Here is a 15,536-nt window from a genome sequence, read left to right on the forward strand (position 1 = left end):
TCGTTGTAACATCACGTGAATAATAATTATTACAGTATGTAAAATGACAATCATATCGATTGGTATAACATATATAGAAAGCCATAAAATCATGAACGCTCGAAGCGGAGGGACCTACAATGCAGCTGCAAAAAATATTCGTGAACGGTGAGAGATTAAAGAATACGATTGAGGCATTTGCGGATTATGGGCGTACAGATAACAACGGCGTGACCCGGTTATCGCTGACTGAAGAGGATCTTAAGGTTCGGGATTATTTTCGATCCTGTTGTGAAGAATTGGGGATGTCTGTGAAGGTGGACGATATGGGCACGATGTACGCTACGCTTGCGGGTGTAGAGTCTGGGCCTCCTATTGTGATTGGTTCGCATATGGATACTGTGAAAAAAGGTGGCAGATTTGATGGCGTACTTGGGGTAATCGCTGGACTAGAGGTAGTCCGCACACTCGTGGATCACGGGATAAAACCGAAGCTACCGGTGACCATTATGAATTTCACAAATGAAGAAGGCGCTCGATTTGAGCCTTCGATGATGGCTTCTGGTGTGCTGGCCGGCAAGTTCGATAAGGTGGAAATGCTGAATAAAAAAGATCCGGAGGGCATTACCTTTGGCGAAGCGCTGGAGGAGAGCGGATATAAGGGAGAAACAAGCAATCGAATTACTGAAGCCACTGCTTATTTGGAGCTTCACATCGAGCAAGGTCCCGTGCTAGAACAAGAAGAACAGTCGATTGGTCTGGTGGACTGTGTAGTTGGCATGGCCTGTTATGAGATTGAGGTGACGGGGGAATCGGATCATGCGGGCACAACGCCTATGGCGATGCGCAAGGATGCCTTGTTCGCTGCCACGGATCTGATCACAGCGCTGCGAAGCAAGCTGAGTGTGCTCGACTCCGAGTTGGTGTATACCATGGGCAGAATGAACGTGCTACCTAATATTCATACAGTTATTCCTAATAAAGTGATCTTCACCATTGAGGCTAGACATAAAGAGATGGAGATTGTTCGTGAGGTGGAAGCGATTATCCATGATTTGCCGGAGAGGCTGCTGGCCTGCGAAGTGAGTAAGACCAAGCTTTGGGGCAGAGAGACCGTCTGGTTTGACCGGGGTGTATGTGATTTAGTGGAGCAAGCGACACAAGCCTTGGGTTATTCTAAACGGAAGATCGCAAGTGGCGCAGGGCATGATGCTCAGTTCGTAGCCAGCTTTCTGCCATCCGCGATGGTGTTTGTACCTAGTGTGAAGGGGAAAAGTCATTGTGAAGAGGAGTTTACCTCCTATGAAGACTGTGAAAAAGGGGTAAATGTAATCCTAGAAACGGTGTTGTTATTACTGTCAAAGTAATACGTGTCACTAAACATAACATTCAATTATGGTAGTAGTGCTTTAATTTCATACAAAATCGTCAAAAAGACACTCTAAGCAGTGTCTTTTTTTATGAGATAATGATTAGGGTTGTGTTGGGTACCAAATGAACCTGAAGTTGATGGGCGGTTTAAGACGAATCCTTTGTGTAAAAACACAATGATGATAGATAATATTTTAATTTTTTACCAAAATGGGAATACTAAACGTATGTTATCATTCTTTACATAAGGGATCTACATTAGACGGGAGAGATGAATGATGATTATCGGAGTGCCTAAAGAAATTAAAAATAATGAGAATCGTGTAGCCATAACGCCTGCGGGTGTAGTTAGCCTTATTAAAGAAGGACATCAAGTGTTAGTGGAAGCCGGGGCTGGTGTGGGAAGCGGATTTCCGAATGAAGAGTATGCTTCTGCCGGAGCAAGGTTGGTTCAGGATGCAGCTACGGTCTGGAACTCTGCCGAAATGGTGATGAAAGTGAAAGAACCGCTGGAAAGCGAGTACCCCTATTTCCGTCCAGGCCTTATCTTGTTCACATATTTGCATCTTGCACCTGAGCCTTCTCTGGCCGCTGCACTTAAGGACAATGGTGTCTTTGCTATCGGATATGAGACGGTTGTTCATGAACGTACCTTGCCGCTATTAACACCGATGAGTGAAGTAGCGGGCCGGATGTCTGTTCAACTTGGTGCTCAGTTCTTGCAAAAAAACTATGGCGGACAAGGAATTCTTCTCTCCGGTGTTCCCGGGGTTAGTCGCGGGAAAGTTAGCATTATCGGCGGTGGCGTAGTAGGTACCAATGCTGCGAAAATGGCGATCGGATTGGGAGCTGATGTTACGATTGTTGACCTCAGTGCAGAAAGATTACGTCAATTAGATGATATTTTTGGGGCACAGATCAATACACTGATCTCGAACCCTTACAATATTGCCAAAGTGGTAGCTGAGGCAGATCTGTTGGTTGGTGCGGTGTTGATTCCGGGTGCAAAAGCACCGAAGCTGGTTACAGAAGAAATGGTCAAGACTATGAAGCCGGGGTCAGTGATTGTTGATGTGGCCATTGACCAAGGTGGTATCGTAGAGACGATTGACAGAGTGACAACACATGATAACCCTGTATTTATCAAGCACGGCGTACTGCATTATTCTGTTGCTAATATGCCGGGTGCTGTTGCCAAAACTTCGACGATTGCTTTAACCAATGTTACCGTTCCATACGCCCTGCAAATTGCCAATAAAGGCGTGATCAAGGCGATTCAGGAAAATGCCGGCCTAAGAAGCGGTGTAAATATCGCTAATGGAAAAATTACCTGCCAAGCCGTAGCTGAAGCACTTGGAGAGAAAAATTTTACGGTAGAACAAGCGATGGAGCAGACGTTCACGATGAGCTAAATAGATGCGTTCCAAATGACTGGTAATATTTTGGAACCAATAGACAGCGAATTCCCGCTATGGGAGTTTGCTGTTTGTTGTTTCTGGGGGAATACACCTGGCTAGCTTCTGTTTCGAAGTGGGGAGATCTGGTAGAAGTTTGCTGATGCAATTTAGGAGTTGGTTTTACCTCGTAAAGAGGTGGATTAGACCGGGTGGTTTTTTGCTGGTGAGCTGTTAAGTAACTAGATTGTATTGTCTGTGACTAGGTACAGTGGTTGTTGCTAAAGCGGTAATAAAGGTGGATAGACTACATAGAAGTTGGTTAGAATTCGATCCAAAACAGCTAGTTTCTGCTATGCCGTAGCCTGATTTGGCAAGTTACAGCTTGATTAGTTAGTATTTGTTTTTTTGTTACGGTGAGAGATTTGTTGAAGATGATTTTTAGGGAAATCCTCCCTAAAAATTACGCGAAAATAGCTTGAAACGCTATGATTAGGGAATTTCTCCCTAAAAATACGAAGAATATGCCCAATAATAACCTGATCGGTTGAATATTAGGGAGTTTTTCCCTGATTAGTAGTAAACCAAGTCTAAAATACAGAATTTTAGGGAGGAATTCCCTAAAAACTCTAAAGGGGCTCTCTCAAGTAGCGGTTTATGTGCTGTCGCGCCACTCCGTCACACCGTAACCCGCATCAACGTAGCTGGCAACTCCGTCCCATGCAAACCCGCAACCCTGTAACCAACGTAACCAACGTAACCAACGTAACCCGTAACTCAGCAACTCCGCTCTCACGGAAATCTAATAACCTCGTAACTCCTCCACCCGGCGATCTCAAGGCCCGCCATCTCGCCCCCATCCCATTATCTTATAGTCAGCTACGAGCACGCATACTATAATAAAATCACTCTAGAATGCAAGGATCGGCTATTTTTTTAGGCAGGGGTGGGGCTAGTGACGGATAAGGATCCATTGTTTGATCGTTTCTTCGATAGTATGGAATCGTTGGCGGATGCGATTAGTGAATCTCTTCAATCTCAAGTTACGATTGAGGATAGCAATCACCATGTGATCGGATACAGCTCCCATCAATTTGAGAGTGACTCTGCGAGAATTTCAACCATTATCGGAAAGCGCGTACCTAACGCTGTCATTATTGGCTTGCGCAAGAAGGGGATTATGCAGCAGCTTGAGCATGCTATACGTCCGATCCGAATTCCTGCGGTCATGGAAGTAGGACTTGGACCTCGTTTGGCTATTTGTATCAAACATCAGAAGGAAATTCTCGGGTACATATGGGTAGTGGATGCAGGCAATCTAGTTGAAGGGCACGCGGAGAATATTGTAGAGAAAGCGGCGGCCATCGTTGGTCGTTATATATTGAAGCAACGGGGTTGGAAGACGAAGCAGGAGAAGACTCAGGAGGATTTTTTCTGGAAGCTGCTTACCTCCCACTATGACAATGAAGCGAATATCAAGCAGGATGCAGAAGTTTGGTCGATTCTTTTGCCGGAAAAATATTATATTAGCGTGTTTGAGAGTGACAAAATTATCAATGATCATCTCATACTTCGGTTTCGGCAAACTATGGCCTCTTATCCGGGGCTGCAATTATTGTTTCTGACGGCGGAGCACAAACGGTTGATTATATTGTTTTCATTCAGCTTTCGCATGGAAGGAACGGGTGGGCTGTTTTCGTTCATGCATAAAATTATCGAGGATATGCGTAAAAGTGAGAGCTGTATGCTAGCAGCAGGCTGTAGTCTGGATTACACCGAGTATATGTCGGCGGCTATTGCGTATTGGGAAGCGGGATCCATTCTGGAGATCAAGAAGCTGCTGCCTTTTCATGGCCGGGAGTTACTATTGTATGAGGATATTGGATTTTGGGCGTATATTCCGGCTATGCTGGAGCAAAAGCGCAGTCGAACCCGCAAAAGTCCTCTGCTCTATCCGCTTAAAGAGCATGATCGCGAGCATAAAAGTGATTTTCTAAAAACGATCGCCGTTTATTTATCGCTCAATGGAAACCTGAAGGAATCGGCTGCTTTTTTACATATTCATACCAACACATTGCTGTATAGATTAAATCGCATAGCAGAGATTACAGGTAAAAGCTTGAAGGATACTGGATACCGTACTTCTATTTATTTGGATATTTTGACGGAAGAGACCAGGCAGCTCAATCAGTGGTTTGTTGAGGCACGGGAATAAAATGAATTAAGCACCAACTGGGCAGTGAACACGTACAATAACCTATATTTAGAACCTATAACATTGGAGGGACTAAGCATGGTGAAGGAAGTTCGTTCACCCGATGCCCTTGACTTTGAACGGAAAATGAGAGAAAGCATCGTGGATTCGGCCGAAGGTTTAAATAATAGTGGAGCGGATTTTGCAACATTTGATGAGTCACGCGGTAATCCGCAATTTTGGACGCGTACAGATATCGGAGGACTTCAGCTGAATGCTGGCGTGGCACCTTCGGTTGGGGTTAAGGACATTTTTCGGAACGGACATTTATATGCCTTCGAATGCGCGACAGCGATGGTCATTGTTATGTACAGGGCGACAATTGAAGCTATAGGTGAAGAAGCTTTTAATAGGTATTTTAAGGATTTGTTCTTATGGGATTGGAACTACGACGAGAATCTACGCTTAGTTACGAATTATAATAAGGATCAGATGCTTCGGGGAGATGTTGTGTATTTCAGGAATCCAGATCATGCCCCTAGCAAGCCGGAATGGCAGGGTGAGAATGCTGTTAAGCTTGAAGAAGACCTGTTTTATGGCCACGGCATTGGGATAACCACTGCAGAAATTATCATAGACTCTCTTAATGAGGAAAGAGTGCCCGGAAGTAATGTTTCAGCTTTTCTTACGAATGAATCGATACATCCTGATTTTAATTATTTACAGAGATTATCTACAGATTCTGTCTTACCCATGGCGGAAAATAGAGGCTCCCAATACACTGTTTTTTCAAGAATAGGGGTTCGAAGCTACATTTATAAAATCTAGAATCTAAGAAAGCACCAAGAAAAACAATCTTCCTGCAAACAAATCCCGGACCTCCGATAAGGTCCGGGATTTGCTGTGTTCGATAACCTAAAGCTCTGTAAAATCGTTGCGGAATTTTTCGAAATCAGATTTTCTGCATTCCAGCGCAAGCCGTGTGCCTGTTTCTTCATAGCTTGTGGATTGAACATGGGCATGCTCGTTAAAATAAGAGACTACATTGCCGCGATCGAACGGAATCAGAATTTCACACTGAACATAATCCGTAAAAACATGGCTGCGAATCAGATCAGTAAGTTCAGCCATTCCACTATTTTGTTTCGCGGAGAGATAGATGTTGTCCCCTTCAATATGCGGGTAAGGCAAGTCTGTTAGGTCAGCCTTATTATAGGCATAGATCGTCGGAATCTGATCAGCGCCGAGTGCTTTTAATGTCTCATCCGTGACGGCCATATGCTGCTGATGCTGTGGATCGGAAATATCGACTACGTGAATCAATAAGTCAGCTTCGGTCACCTCTTCAAGCGTGGAGCGAAAGGCTTTGACTAGATGATGGGGAAGCTGGCTGACGAATCCAACAGTATCCGTTAATAAAAAGGTTTTGTGATCCGGTAGCTCAATGCTCCGAACGGATGTCTCCAGCGTAGCAAATAACATATCTTTGGCGAACACTTGCTTATTAGAGCCTGGATGGAACGTCTCCACCATCACATTCATTAAGCTGGACTTGCCGGTATTCGTGTAGCCGACGAGACAGACAACCGGAACTTCATTCTTATGCCGCTGCTTCCGCTGAATTTGGCGTCTTGCCACTTGCTGTTGAAGCTCAACTTGTAACGCTGTAATCCGTTCTTCAATTCTTCTGCGATCCAGCTCCAGCTTCGTTTCACCTGCGCCTCTGTTCTTCAGCCCAGCACCACCGCCTTGTCTGCCAAGGGACTCCCGGAGTCCTGTTAATCGAGGCAACATATATTGCAGCTTGGCTACTTCTACTTGCAGCTGTGCTTCTTTGGTCTTCGCTCTTTCTGCGAAAATATTCAGAATTAGAATCGTCCGGTCAATGACCTGACGATCCAAAGAAGACTCTAAATTGCGAATCTGTGATGGGGACAGCTCATCGTTAAAAATAACAATAGGAGCATCATGCGCTTCCAGAAGCGCTGATAATTCCTGGATTTTGCCTGTGCCGATATAGTGGGAAGGGTTGATCCGACTTGCCTTTTGACTAAGTTCTCCGACAACCTCCAGGTCACAGGCGGCAGCCAAATTGCGCAGCTCCTCCATGGAATAGGCAAAGTTTGTTTCGTTTTGAAGCTGGACACCGACTATAATAGCTTTTTCTCGTAGTTGTTCCATATATTAATCATCCTCCAGTAGTAAATAGTAAACACAAAAAAACACAGGCCATCTGCCTGTGCTTACGGTTCGTTAGAGGACGTCAGAACAAATGTGTAAGGAGAAATCTCCATTACCACATTCGGGTCATCCATAGATATATCGAATTAAACAACGGCTGGGGCGTAGGGAAATGATAACTTAATCCCTTACGAGCAGCAGTTGGTTTAAATTATAAGAAAGTATAAGTTTCACGATATACTTTATCCTTATAATTCTCACATAAACGCTACCGTCCTTATAAGGACGCCGAAGGCGTTTTAGTTTGTTGGCTTCTATGGAGTTAAATGGGTAGACCTATCCTGAGTCCTCTGCACATGGGCAGAGCTTTAGCGCTATTCAATTAGCCGCGCAAAGTTCTAACTCGGATAAAGTCTATCACACGTAACCCTCCGTTCATAAAAAGTTAAGTCGAGTTTACCATATCCTTTATTTGGTGGCAAATCATAAAAAGTGATTGCATACCATATATATATAATTTGATATGAATAGGAGGTGTGAAGACATTGCCTGTCCTCTCAACAAACACCATCATTAATTTACCTGTCGACGGTACTCGTCCAATAGATCATGTTGTGATTAAAGTAGTTAACAATGGATTAGCTGGCGCGGCTTGTTATTTAACGGGTTTATCCAATAGTGCAAGTCCTCAGACAGTCTTTATTGAAGAATTATTTGAGCTGCAATATCGGGAAACGTTAAGCAGGACCTACGCTATTGTAGAGGAATTATTTCAATTTAATTTTGTATATTCACAGGAGCAAATGAAGATTCAGATTTTTCTTGTGGATGTTAACGGTGTCTGGACGGATGTTAATCTGGAAGTGTTTCAAGTAAGCCGTATAACCTCGGAAATACGTGATAACGTATCCGTTACATCGACTGACTTTGCAGCGATCAGCTTTATGAGGAGCCCTGCCTTTACTATTCCACAAGGTCTTGCGGCTGAAATCAGACCGGCAGCTTTAGATGTTCTGTCCAAAAGACCTGTGCGTTATATGGTCGTTGCAGGCGGGACGCTGGATGGGACATTCGAGAATTTTCCTACACCAACTACGGATATTCCTGTTACGGATACGGCACTGCTAGTGAATTACACCTGCACTTCAGTCACTGGTGGAAAGGTTATTATGCAAGGTACAGGATCAGGGATCTCTGGTGCGTATGCAAATTTGGCCGTTAATTTGCTTAATGAGCGACTCTCTTACGAGCTTCAGCATGAGCCGGTGACTTTGGTAGTTAACTCACTCTCAGGTGATGATAATCTTGCAGTCACCTTTAAAATGTCTGAGCAATGGTGAGCGCTCAATAATCTACTGCTAAAAGTAAATTCGGGTGATTGAAAAAAGGAACATCCGCGTAGATGCGAATGTTCCTTTTGATAGCGTTGCAAGCGGTAGGTCTAGTCTGTTAATCCTCGCCGCAATGTAAATAGGTCTTTCAAAGCTTCAGTAGACAGCTCGGTAATCCAGCCTTCGGAGCTGGAGATGACATTATCACTTAGCTGCTGCTTACTCTCCAGCATCTCATCAATCTTTTCTTCGAGCGTCCCGAGGGCGATGAATTTATGCACCTGCACATCACGTGTCTGGCCCATCCGATAAGCACGGTCTGTCGCCTGATTCTCAACGGCTGGATTCCACCAGCGATCGAAATGGAATACGTGATTGGCTGCGGTTAAGTTCAGACCGACACCTCCAGCTTTGAGTGAAAGGATGAACACATTCGGCTGATCAGACGGTGACACCTCTGGGCGTCTGGCCCTTTCGTCCGCAGAAGGGGCGGGCGTCTGAAATTGCTCAATCATTCGGTCACGCGCCTGTTTGGAGGTGCTTCCGTTCAAATAAAGGACAGGCTCTCCCAGCTCCTGCTGTAGAACAGCTTGAAGCATTTTCCCCATCCCTACATATTGCGTAAAGATGAGACAGCGCTCATCCTCTTCACGTAGCTCCTTCACCATATCCAGCAGTCTTTCGAGTTTAGAGGAACGGTTAATGAGTTGACTGGTGTCCAGCTTGTTGTCTGAATCGGTTTCAGGGAGGGCTTCCTTGGTCACGAGCATCGGGTGATCGCACAGCTGTTTAAGTCCGGTTAAAGCTCCAAGGATGGCGCCTTTGCGCTCGATACCTTCCAGCTTCTGCATACGTTCCAACAGTCCGTTTACGGTCTGATCATAGAGCGCAGCTTGTTCAGCTGTCAGATGAACATAGGTCTTCATCTCATTTTTATCGGGTAGATCGAGCTGGATATTAGGATCCTTTTTCTTGCGGCGAAGCATGAACGGTTTCACGAGATTCTGTAGGTCCGCCGTACGCTTCTCGTCACGTTCCTTCTCAATGGCATTACTGAATCGATCGTTAAAGGCTTTGGCGGTACCCAGATAACCTGGGGTTATAAAATCATAAATGGACCAGAGCTCGGATAATCTGTTCTCTATAGGTGTTCCTGTTAGCGCAATCCGGTGTAAAGCCGGGAAGCTGCGCACAGCTACCGACTGCTTCGTTTGAGCATTCTTGATGTTCTGTGCTTCATCGAGGCAAATCGCCGCCCAAGTGAATTCCTTCAGCAATTCCTGATCAAGGGCCGCAGTCGCATAAGAGGTAAGTACCACGTCCGCTTGCGAAGCAGCGCCATAGAAGAATCCTGCGTCCAGACGGCGACTTCCGTAGTGAAGCATCACATTCAGAGAAGGCGCGAAGCGCTGCAATTCCTTCTGCCAGTTACCAAGTACAGAGGTAGGGCAGATGATTAGAGCAGGCCAGCCAGGCGGGTCGGTCTGGCGACGAGATGAGCCAGGATCGGTATTTTCTTTGATATGAAGTAAATATGCGATGAGCTGGACAGTCTTGCCAAGCCCCATATCATCGGCTAGACAAGCCCCCAAGCCGAATTGACGCAGGAAAGTCAGCCAAGCATATCCTTCGTGTTGATAGGTGCGTAGCTCTGCCTGGAGTCCTGCGGGCACTGGAGGCTTCGGCCACTGTGAGCGCTGGCCGAGCTGACCAATGAGGCTGATCAAATGCTCGTTAAGCTCTACCTCGAGCCGCAGGCGCGCCGCATCCTCTTGAAGCTGCTCTTCTGTAGCCTCAGCCTCAGCTTCCTCACTCGCTTGCAGCAAATGAAGCTGAAGCACATCTTGGAAAGACAAGCCTTGTGACTTATCCATTCCAGCCATGGCTCTTTGGATTTGTGCCAGCAGCGCGGGGTCGAGAGAGACCCATTTGCCTTTGAAGCGCACGAGTCGCTCTCCTTTTGCGACTAGCTCGGCAAATTCAGCTTCGGTGAGGTCGACGTCGCCGATGGAGATTCGCCAATCGAAATCGATGATCGAATCAAGGCCGAAGAGTGAGTCGCCGCCGCTGCGTTTGTCCTCGCCGGAGCTGATCTTGGCGCGCAGGCGCGGTTTTTTTCGGCTGGCGGCTTCCCACCACGCCGGCAGCAGCACCTGCCAGCCTGCTTCCAGCAGCCGCTGGCTCTCGGCGGTTAAGAACCGCCAAGCGATGGCATCGCTGAGCGGTTCGGCGAGCACGTCGCCGCCCGCCGCGAAGCGCTCGGGCGGCAGACTGCCGCGGAGGCGCTCCAGCCATCCCGCGGCGCGTTCGTGCACGTGGGCCGACCATGCTGTCGGCCACAAGCCGTGCGGCTCGCCATCATCGGCGAGCCTGATGGGAACAAGCGCGGATTCATCGCGCTTGTCCTGGAGGATCAGCTGTAGCCGCCAAGGGGATTCATCCCCCTCCGGCTCCAGCAGCTGAAGTGCGGGCCGGAAAGGCGCGGTATCCGCCTTCCAGCCAATGGCGATAAGCCATGCAGCGGTATCCATACCCGCTGCAAGGGCCCCGCTTCTATCGAATAGAAGCGGGAACTCGCTTCGGAGGTCGCCTGCCGCGGCCTCCGTGCTGTAGTACCTCTGCGATACGGCGGCGGAGAACGCCGCGCGTAGCCCGCGGCTAAATTCGCTGCCGCCATTTAGCGCCTCAAGGGCACCCTTGGCAGTGTCATTCTCCACTGCCACCTGCGCAAGAGCTCCCTCATCCCAAGTCCATTGCAACCTCCCGGTGCGGTAAGCGGAGATATCGGGAATATACTGTTTGTTCTCCAAACATATAGCCAAAAGTGGTGCAAGTTCAGTCAGATGAGCCGCCTCGCCCTCCCAGTTCCATTCGATATGCGACAGCAGCTTCTGCTCTGCAAAGAAGGGGATGACCTGCTCCGCAGGAAGAATTACTAGCTCTACACCTTCACCGGCCGGTTGAACCGTTAACTCCGTACCATAAAAAGACGCCTCATGCCAGGCGAATAGCCGCTGCTTAAGCTGCAAACCGGGCACCAGATCTTCTCTTTCATTCATTCCATATAGTAAAGCGTCGCCATACTGGCTTAATGCAAGCCGGATGGTCAGCGTGCGCAAATGCATGTTCATGGTATTAGCTTTCCTTTCCGAAGCTCCTCTTGCAGCGCGCGAAGTCTGCTGTGCCTAGTAGTGAAGGCAATAAGGAACTCTTCCCACCGTTCTTCTTGTTTCATTTTTTTATACAGCTTGGATAATCGCTTCAAAAGTTTCACAGCTGCCTTGTAGCTATGTCTATTTTTATCCAGCACAAATCTTTCAGCGGCCTGATGATAGAAGGGGAGTAGAACTTCGGGTGCATTTTTCTCCATAGGCTGGAGGTCTGTAACACGAAATTCAGAAGGCTGTTTACCGATGGACAGTTGATAATCCATCCATATATGCCATTTTTCATAGGTAATTAGCTTCTCTTCGTATACTTCGCCAGAGATAGGTAGCATAGTGGCTAATGTATTCCACATCTGCGGTTCAGCTTCAGGAAGGTGGCGAACAGCCTCTTCCCAGCTATTCGAATAGTTATTCAAATTATAGAGCCTGCTGCTTAGCAGTGGGCCGATCTGAACAAGCCAACTCACCAAGCGTGACCACTCACCTGCATCCAGAAGTGGAGAGGTGAAGCTCATAAGCTCATCGGGATGGAGACCCGGACGCTCGGCAGCCTTATTCAGCAATTCCCAAGCTTGTGGGTCCTTCTTCAGATAAAAATACATGCGGCTCTGGGCCAACAGCCATGCATGACGTGACAGGGAAGCGCCTAATTCACCTTCTGCTTGCTGAAGCTGTTTGATTTCATCTAGATAAAGCTTAGTTCCACCCGTATTCGGGTAGATCCAGTTTCTCCACAGCAAGTCATAGCAAAGTGAAAAAGAGGGCTGATCCCGCAAACGATCGCGCGACTCCGTCAACATCTCACGCCGCAAGTAGGAGAGGGTCTCGACGATATGCGGCCACAGATCGTATTCCTGCTCTTGCTCGGGAGACAGCGGGAGTGTGCTTTTTAACAGACGTGTGATTGCTTCCTGTAGCTCAGAGACCGCTACTTGCGTGTAATATCCGAGTGATGCAGTGAAGGCGACCTGACCCGGTAGATTGGCGGAAGGCTTAGCTAGCTTTTCTAAAAGAAAAAGATGGGCATGCAGAGTGAATAGCTTGTCCAATTCCGGAGATAAATTCGGCTTGGATTTAGTAATGGAAGATAACGCACGATCCACATATTCAGGATTCCGAGTGGTATGTGCCAGAGGGGTAATGCAGATTGCAAAATACTCTCGCCACTCCGTGAGGCCTCCCTCAGCAATCCGGCTGGCATGCTCTTTTAGCTGTTGCTGGTGCTTTCCATCTGCTCCGATAGGGGAGCTACTCGATGTTTTTGGGAGAAAGGACGCAGCCTTGGCGTTAGCTAGAACTTGTACAGATCTATTCTGTTGTTCGGCAAAACTGAGCAGTACGGCGGCCATATGCTTGCAATGACCTGAAACAGGGCAGTTGCAATGACACCGAGTGAAGCTGTCCAGATCAATCGTAACGCGGTAATCCTCTCTACCTTCAACAAGTGCATTGATCTTAGATGGCTCCGTCATAGTGAACGAACGAATCCGGCTTTGCTTATAATATTGGAACCCCCGTTTGAGGGTAAGGTCATCGAAATAATAGGCGACATTCTGGATGAGCTTACTCCACTGCGTATCATCCATAGTATAGGTTGGTTGCATACAATTGGTCCCCCGTAATAAAAATGTTCGTTATTTGAATTTCATTATATCATTTCTTTTTGAGTAGGATGTTTTGGGGTTGTAATGAATGCGAAGTTGCTGGCTTGTATGGAACCTAAGCTCTAAACATATACTAAACGTACTGCATTTTGAAATATAAGAACGTAAGAGTTTCAATGATTCTTATATTTTGGCAGATACGATTATCATCTCTGAGAGGACGCCGAAGGCGGTTCTTTTTAGATAGGGGGTAATGGTTGATTTTATGTAAATCAAACAAAGGTCAAAAAAGGTCAAATCATTAAATATGTTTAAATTTGTAGCATTAAATCAGCTGATTTGCCTGAATTTGACCGAAAATTGGCTTAAATCGATTTTGTTATTCCTCTGGCAGGGGACTATAATAAGGTCATAGGTCAAATAAAGTCAAAGTCAATGAGAGGAGAATGGATAATGTTTGATTTGGTTCCTTTTGGTAAACGTAGAGATGATGCTTTTGGTATGCTGGCTAAGTCTTTGAATGATGTTTTTAACGATGATTTTTTTGCTCCGATCAAGAGCTCAACGATGTCCTTTAGAACGGATATTCGCGAGAGTGACCAGGCTTACCTGATTGAAGCTGAACTTCCTGGCTTTAAAAAAGAAGAAATCGACATTGATTATGCCAGCCCCTACTTGACGATTAAAGCGGTGCGGAAGGAAGAGAATGCCGAGGAGAACAAGGATCATCAAATTGTACGCAGAGAACGTCGATATGGTGAATATGTTCGCAGATTCTATGTTCAGGACATTGCAGAAGAAGAGATCCGCGCGTCTTTGAAAGACGGATTACTGAAGCTGGAAGTTCCAAAACGGCAAAAGCCGCAAGGAAAACGCATTGAAATTCAAGACGGAGATTCTAGCGGTTCGCAGTCTGAATAAGCATAATTTAGGCGGAATTAGTTTCCGCTTAACATCTTAGAGATTGGCAGCGGGCTTTTGATATAGTGTTATGAATAAAAGGCGCATTGTAGTGGAGGATTCCGGCTATGGTGCGTCTTTTCTCGGAATGGAATGATAAGTTAAGTTACAGGTAATAAAGCAATGAAAGGAGGAATCCGAGTGGCTAACAACAACTATTATGATGCTTTGGGTGTGAGCAAAACAGCAACCAAACAGGAAATTAAAAAGGCTTATCAAAAGCTCGCCAAGAAGTGGCATCCCGATGTGAACAAAGCTCCTGAGGCAGAGGCCAAATTCAAAAAAGCGGCTGAAGCCTATGAAGTGCTTGGTAATGAGGAGAGACGAAAGCTTTACGATGAGGAGCTGCTTTATGGGGCTCAGCGTGGTAGAGCGGGTGGAGGTGCTTCGAGCGGGGCCTCTTCGTGGGATTCAAACTTTGGTGGAAGCTGGAGCGGCGGAACTTATTCTACAGGGGGCTCTGGCATTTCGGAGGAAGATTTGTTTGGAATGTTTTTTGGGAATCGGGGCTCGGCGGATCGAGCTGGCTTTGATTTCTTTTCTAGTAGTGGTAGTGGCCGTTCGAGCAGCAATCCATGGGGTGAGGCGCACAGTACGACGCAGGCGCAGCTGGATATTACGTTGGAGCAGGCTTATAAAGGAGCAACTGTACGAGTACAGATTGGTGATAAAACTGTGGATGTTCATGTTCCGCCGAGATCTAGTGAAGGTACGATTTTAAAAATCGCAGGGAACGCTCAAAGTGGCATAGCTCCAGGCGGCGATATACTGCTGGCACTTCATATTCTTCCTCATGATATTTACGAGCTTCGAAATGGCGACTTATGCGGCGTAGTTGAAGTTGCTCCTTGGCAAGCGGTATTGGGCGGAGAGGTAAAGGTTCCACTACCTGGCGGCGGTGCTGTGAAGTTGAAGATTCCTGCAGGAATTCAGAACGGCAAAACGCTGCGCATCCCAGGCAAAGGTTTGAAGCGTGAAAATGGTACGAATGGTGATATTTTATTTGGTATTGAGATTATTATTCCTGAGACAACCAGCGAAGCGGAAAAGAACTTGTACCGTAAACTGGCTGAATCCAGCCGATTCGAGGCCAGAGCTAAACGCCAAAGCACCGGTACGCAGCGCCAAAAGTCTAAAGTGGGTAATTAATAGATAGGTAGAGGTAGAGTTGGTGAATATGGTGAATGGAATGCTAGCTGTAGGATAGTAACTTGATTTAGAAACTAACTATAGAAGAGACCTGTGAGGAGTGTCGGGAAAAAGGAAGGCTAAAGTGTGGTGAAGTGTGCTGAATGCGGCTTAATGAGCGAAAAGAGGTACAATAATACCCCAGATTACGCCGAATGCGGCGCACC

11 protein-coding genes are annotated in these 15,536 nt (G+C 46.6%); 7 read left to right on the plus strand and 4 right to left on the minus strand.

All coding sequences use genetic code 11. The features are described from left to right. The first annotated feature begins 119 nt into the window (after positions 1 to 119). Positions 120 to 1,346, plus strand: coding sequence for a Zn-dependent hydrolase (locus tag ACN6MV_RS01415; RefSeq protein WP_339288831.1), 1,227 nt, complete (start codon positions 120 to 122; stop codon positions 1,344 to 1,346). A 282-nt stretch (positions 1,347 to 1,628) separates the two neighbouring features. Continuing rightward, positions 1,629 to 2,762 (plus strand): alanine dehydrogenase, encoded by a 1,134-nt coding sequence (gene ald / locus ACN6MV_RS01420; protein WP_076116432.1) that lies wholly within the window; start codon positions 1,629 to 1,631, stop codon positions 2,760 to 2,762. 637 nt (positions 2,763 to 3,399) lie between these two features. Here the strand turns inward: ald and ACN6MV_RS01425 are convergent. Next, positions 3,400 to 3,540: a hypothetical protein gene (locus tag ACN6MV_RS01425; protein WP_339288833.1), complete on the minus strand. Its 141-nt coding sequence runs from the start codon at positions 3,538 to 3,540 to the stop codon at positions 3,400 to 3,402. A 159-nt stretch (positions 3,541 to 3,699) separates the two neighbouring features. On the opposite strand from ACN6MV_RS01425, the gene ACN6MV_RS01430 reads away from it, so the two are divergent. Together ACN6MV_RS01430 and ACN6MV_RS01435 are read left to right on the plus strand one after the other, a co-directional pair. Beyond that, positions 3,700 to 4,959: a PucR family transcriptional regulator gene (locus ACN6MV_RS01430; RefSeq protein WP_419885561.1), complete on the plus strand. Its 1,260-nt coding sequence runs from the start codon at positions 3,700 to 3,702 to the stop codon at positions 4,957 to 4,959. A gap of 78 nt (positions 4,960 to 5,037) precedes the next feature. Further along, on the plus strand, positions 5,038 to 5,766 hold the full coding sequence (locus tag ACN6MV_RS01435) for a protein-glutamine gamma-glutamyltransferase (protein ID WP_339288836.1): 729 nt from the start codon (positions 5,038 to 5,040) through the stop codon (positions 5,764 to 5,766). Positions 5,767 to 5,853: 87 nt separating this feature from the next. Here ACN6MV_RS01435 and hflX read toward each other — a convergent pair whose 3' ends face one another. Then, entirely contained in the window at positions 5,854 to 7,119 is a 1,266-nt protein-coding gene (gene hflX, locus ACN6MV_RS01440; protein ID WP_076116436.1) for a GTPase HflX, read from the minus strand. Between the two features lie 545 nt (positions 7,120 to 7,664). On the opposite strand from hflX, the gene ACN6MV_RS01445 reads away from it, so the two are divergent. After that, positions 7,665 to 8,459, plus strand: a complete 795-nt coding sequence (locus ACN6MV_RS01445; RefSeq protein ID WP_419885562.1) for a hypothetical protein — start codon at positions 7,665 to 7,667, stop codon at positions 8,457 to 8,459. 101 nt (positions 8,460 to 8,560) lie between these two features. Here ACN6MV_RS01445 and ACN6MV_RS01450 read toward each other — a convergent pair whose 3' ends face one another. Next, positions 8,561 to 11,581: a DEAD/DEAH box helicase gene (locus tag ACN6MV_RS01450; RefSeq protein ID WP_419885563.1), complete on the minus strand. Its 3,021-nt coding sequence runs from the start codon at positions 11,579 to 11,581 to the stop codon at positions 8,561 to 8,563. Further along, a complete protein-coding gene (locus ACN6MV_RS01455) occupies positions 11,578 to 13,221 on the minus strand; it encodes an SWIM zinc finger family protein (RefSeq protein WP_042123451.1) in 1,644 nt (547 codons plus the stop codon). Before ACN6MV_RS01455 ends, ACN6MV_RS01450 begins: the two co-directional genes overlap by 4 nt. Before the next feature lie 453 nt (positions 13,222 to 13,674). Between ACN6MV_RS01455 and ACN6MV_RS01460 the strand changes: the two genes are divergently transcribed. Continuing rightward, positions 13,675 to 14,142: an Hsp20/alpha crystallin family protein gene (locus ACN6MV_RS01460; protein WP_042123453.1), complete on the plus strand. Its 468-nt coding sequence runs from the start codon at positions 13,675 to 13,677 to the stop codon at positions 14,140 to 14,142. 180 nt (positions 14,143 to 14,322) lie between these two features. Then, positions 14,323 to 15,330, plus strand: a complete 1,008-nt coding sequence (locus ACN6MV_RS01465) for a DnaJ C-terminal domain-containing protein (RefSeq protein ID WP_419885564.1) — start codon at positions 14,323 to 14,325, stop codon at positions 15,328 to 15,330. Positions 15,331 to 15,536: the final 206 nt, after the last annotated feature.

The organism is Paenibacillus sp. B-A-8, assembly GCF_048572915.1.
Lineage (GTDB): Bacteria > Bacillota > Bacilli > Paenibacillales > Paenibacillaceae > Paenibacillus_AQ.

Bases quoted from the DNA above. Each gene is read 5' to 3' on its own strand.
- ACN6MV_RS01415 (WP_339288831.1), top strand. From the start codon at position 120: ATGCAGCTGCAAAAAATATTCGTGAACGGTGAGAGATTAAAGAATACG.
- ACN6MV_RS01460 (WP_042123453.1), top strand. From the start codon at position 13,675: ATGTTTGATTTGGTTCCTTTTGGTAAACGTAGAGATGATGCTTTTGGT.
- ACN6MV_RS01435 (WP_339288836.1), top strand. From the start codon at position 5,038: ATGGTGAAGGAAGTTCGTTCACCCGATGCCCTTGACTTTGAACGGAAA.
- ald (WP_076116432.1), top strand. From the start codon at position 1,629: ATGATTATCGGAGTGCCTAAAGAAATTAAAAATAATGAGAATCGTGTA.
- ACN6MV_RS01455 (WP_042123451.1), bottom strand. From the start codon at position 13,221: ATGCAACCAACCTATACTATGGATGATACGCAGTGGAGTAAGCTCATC.
- ACN6MV_RS01450 (WP_419885563.1), bottom strand. From the start codon at position 11,581: ATGAACATGCATTTGCGCACGCTGACCATCCGGCTTGCATTAAGCCAG.
- hflX (WP_076116436.1), bottom strand. From the start codon at position 7,119: ATGGAACAACTACGAGAAAAAGCTATTATAGTCGGTGTCCAGCTTCAA.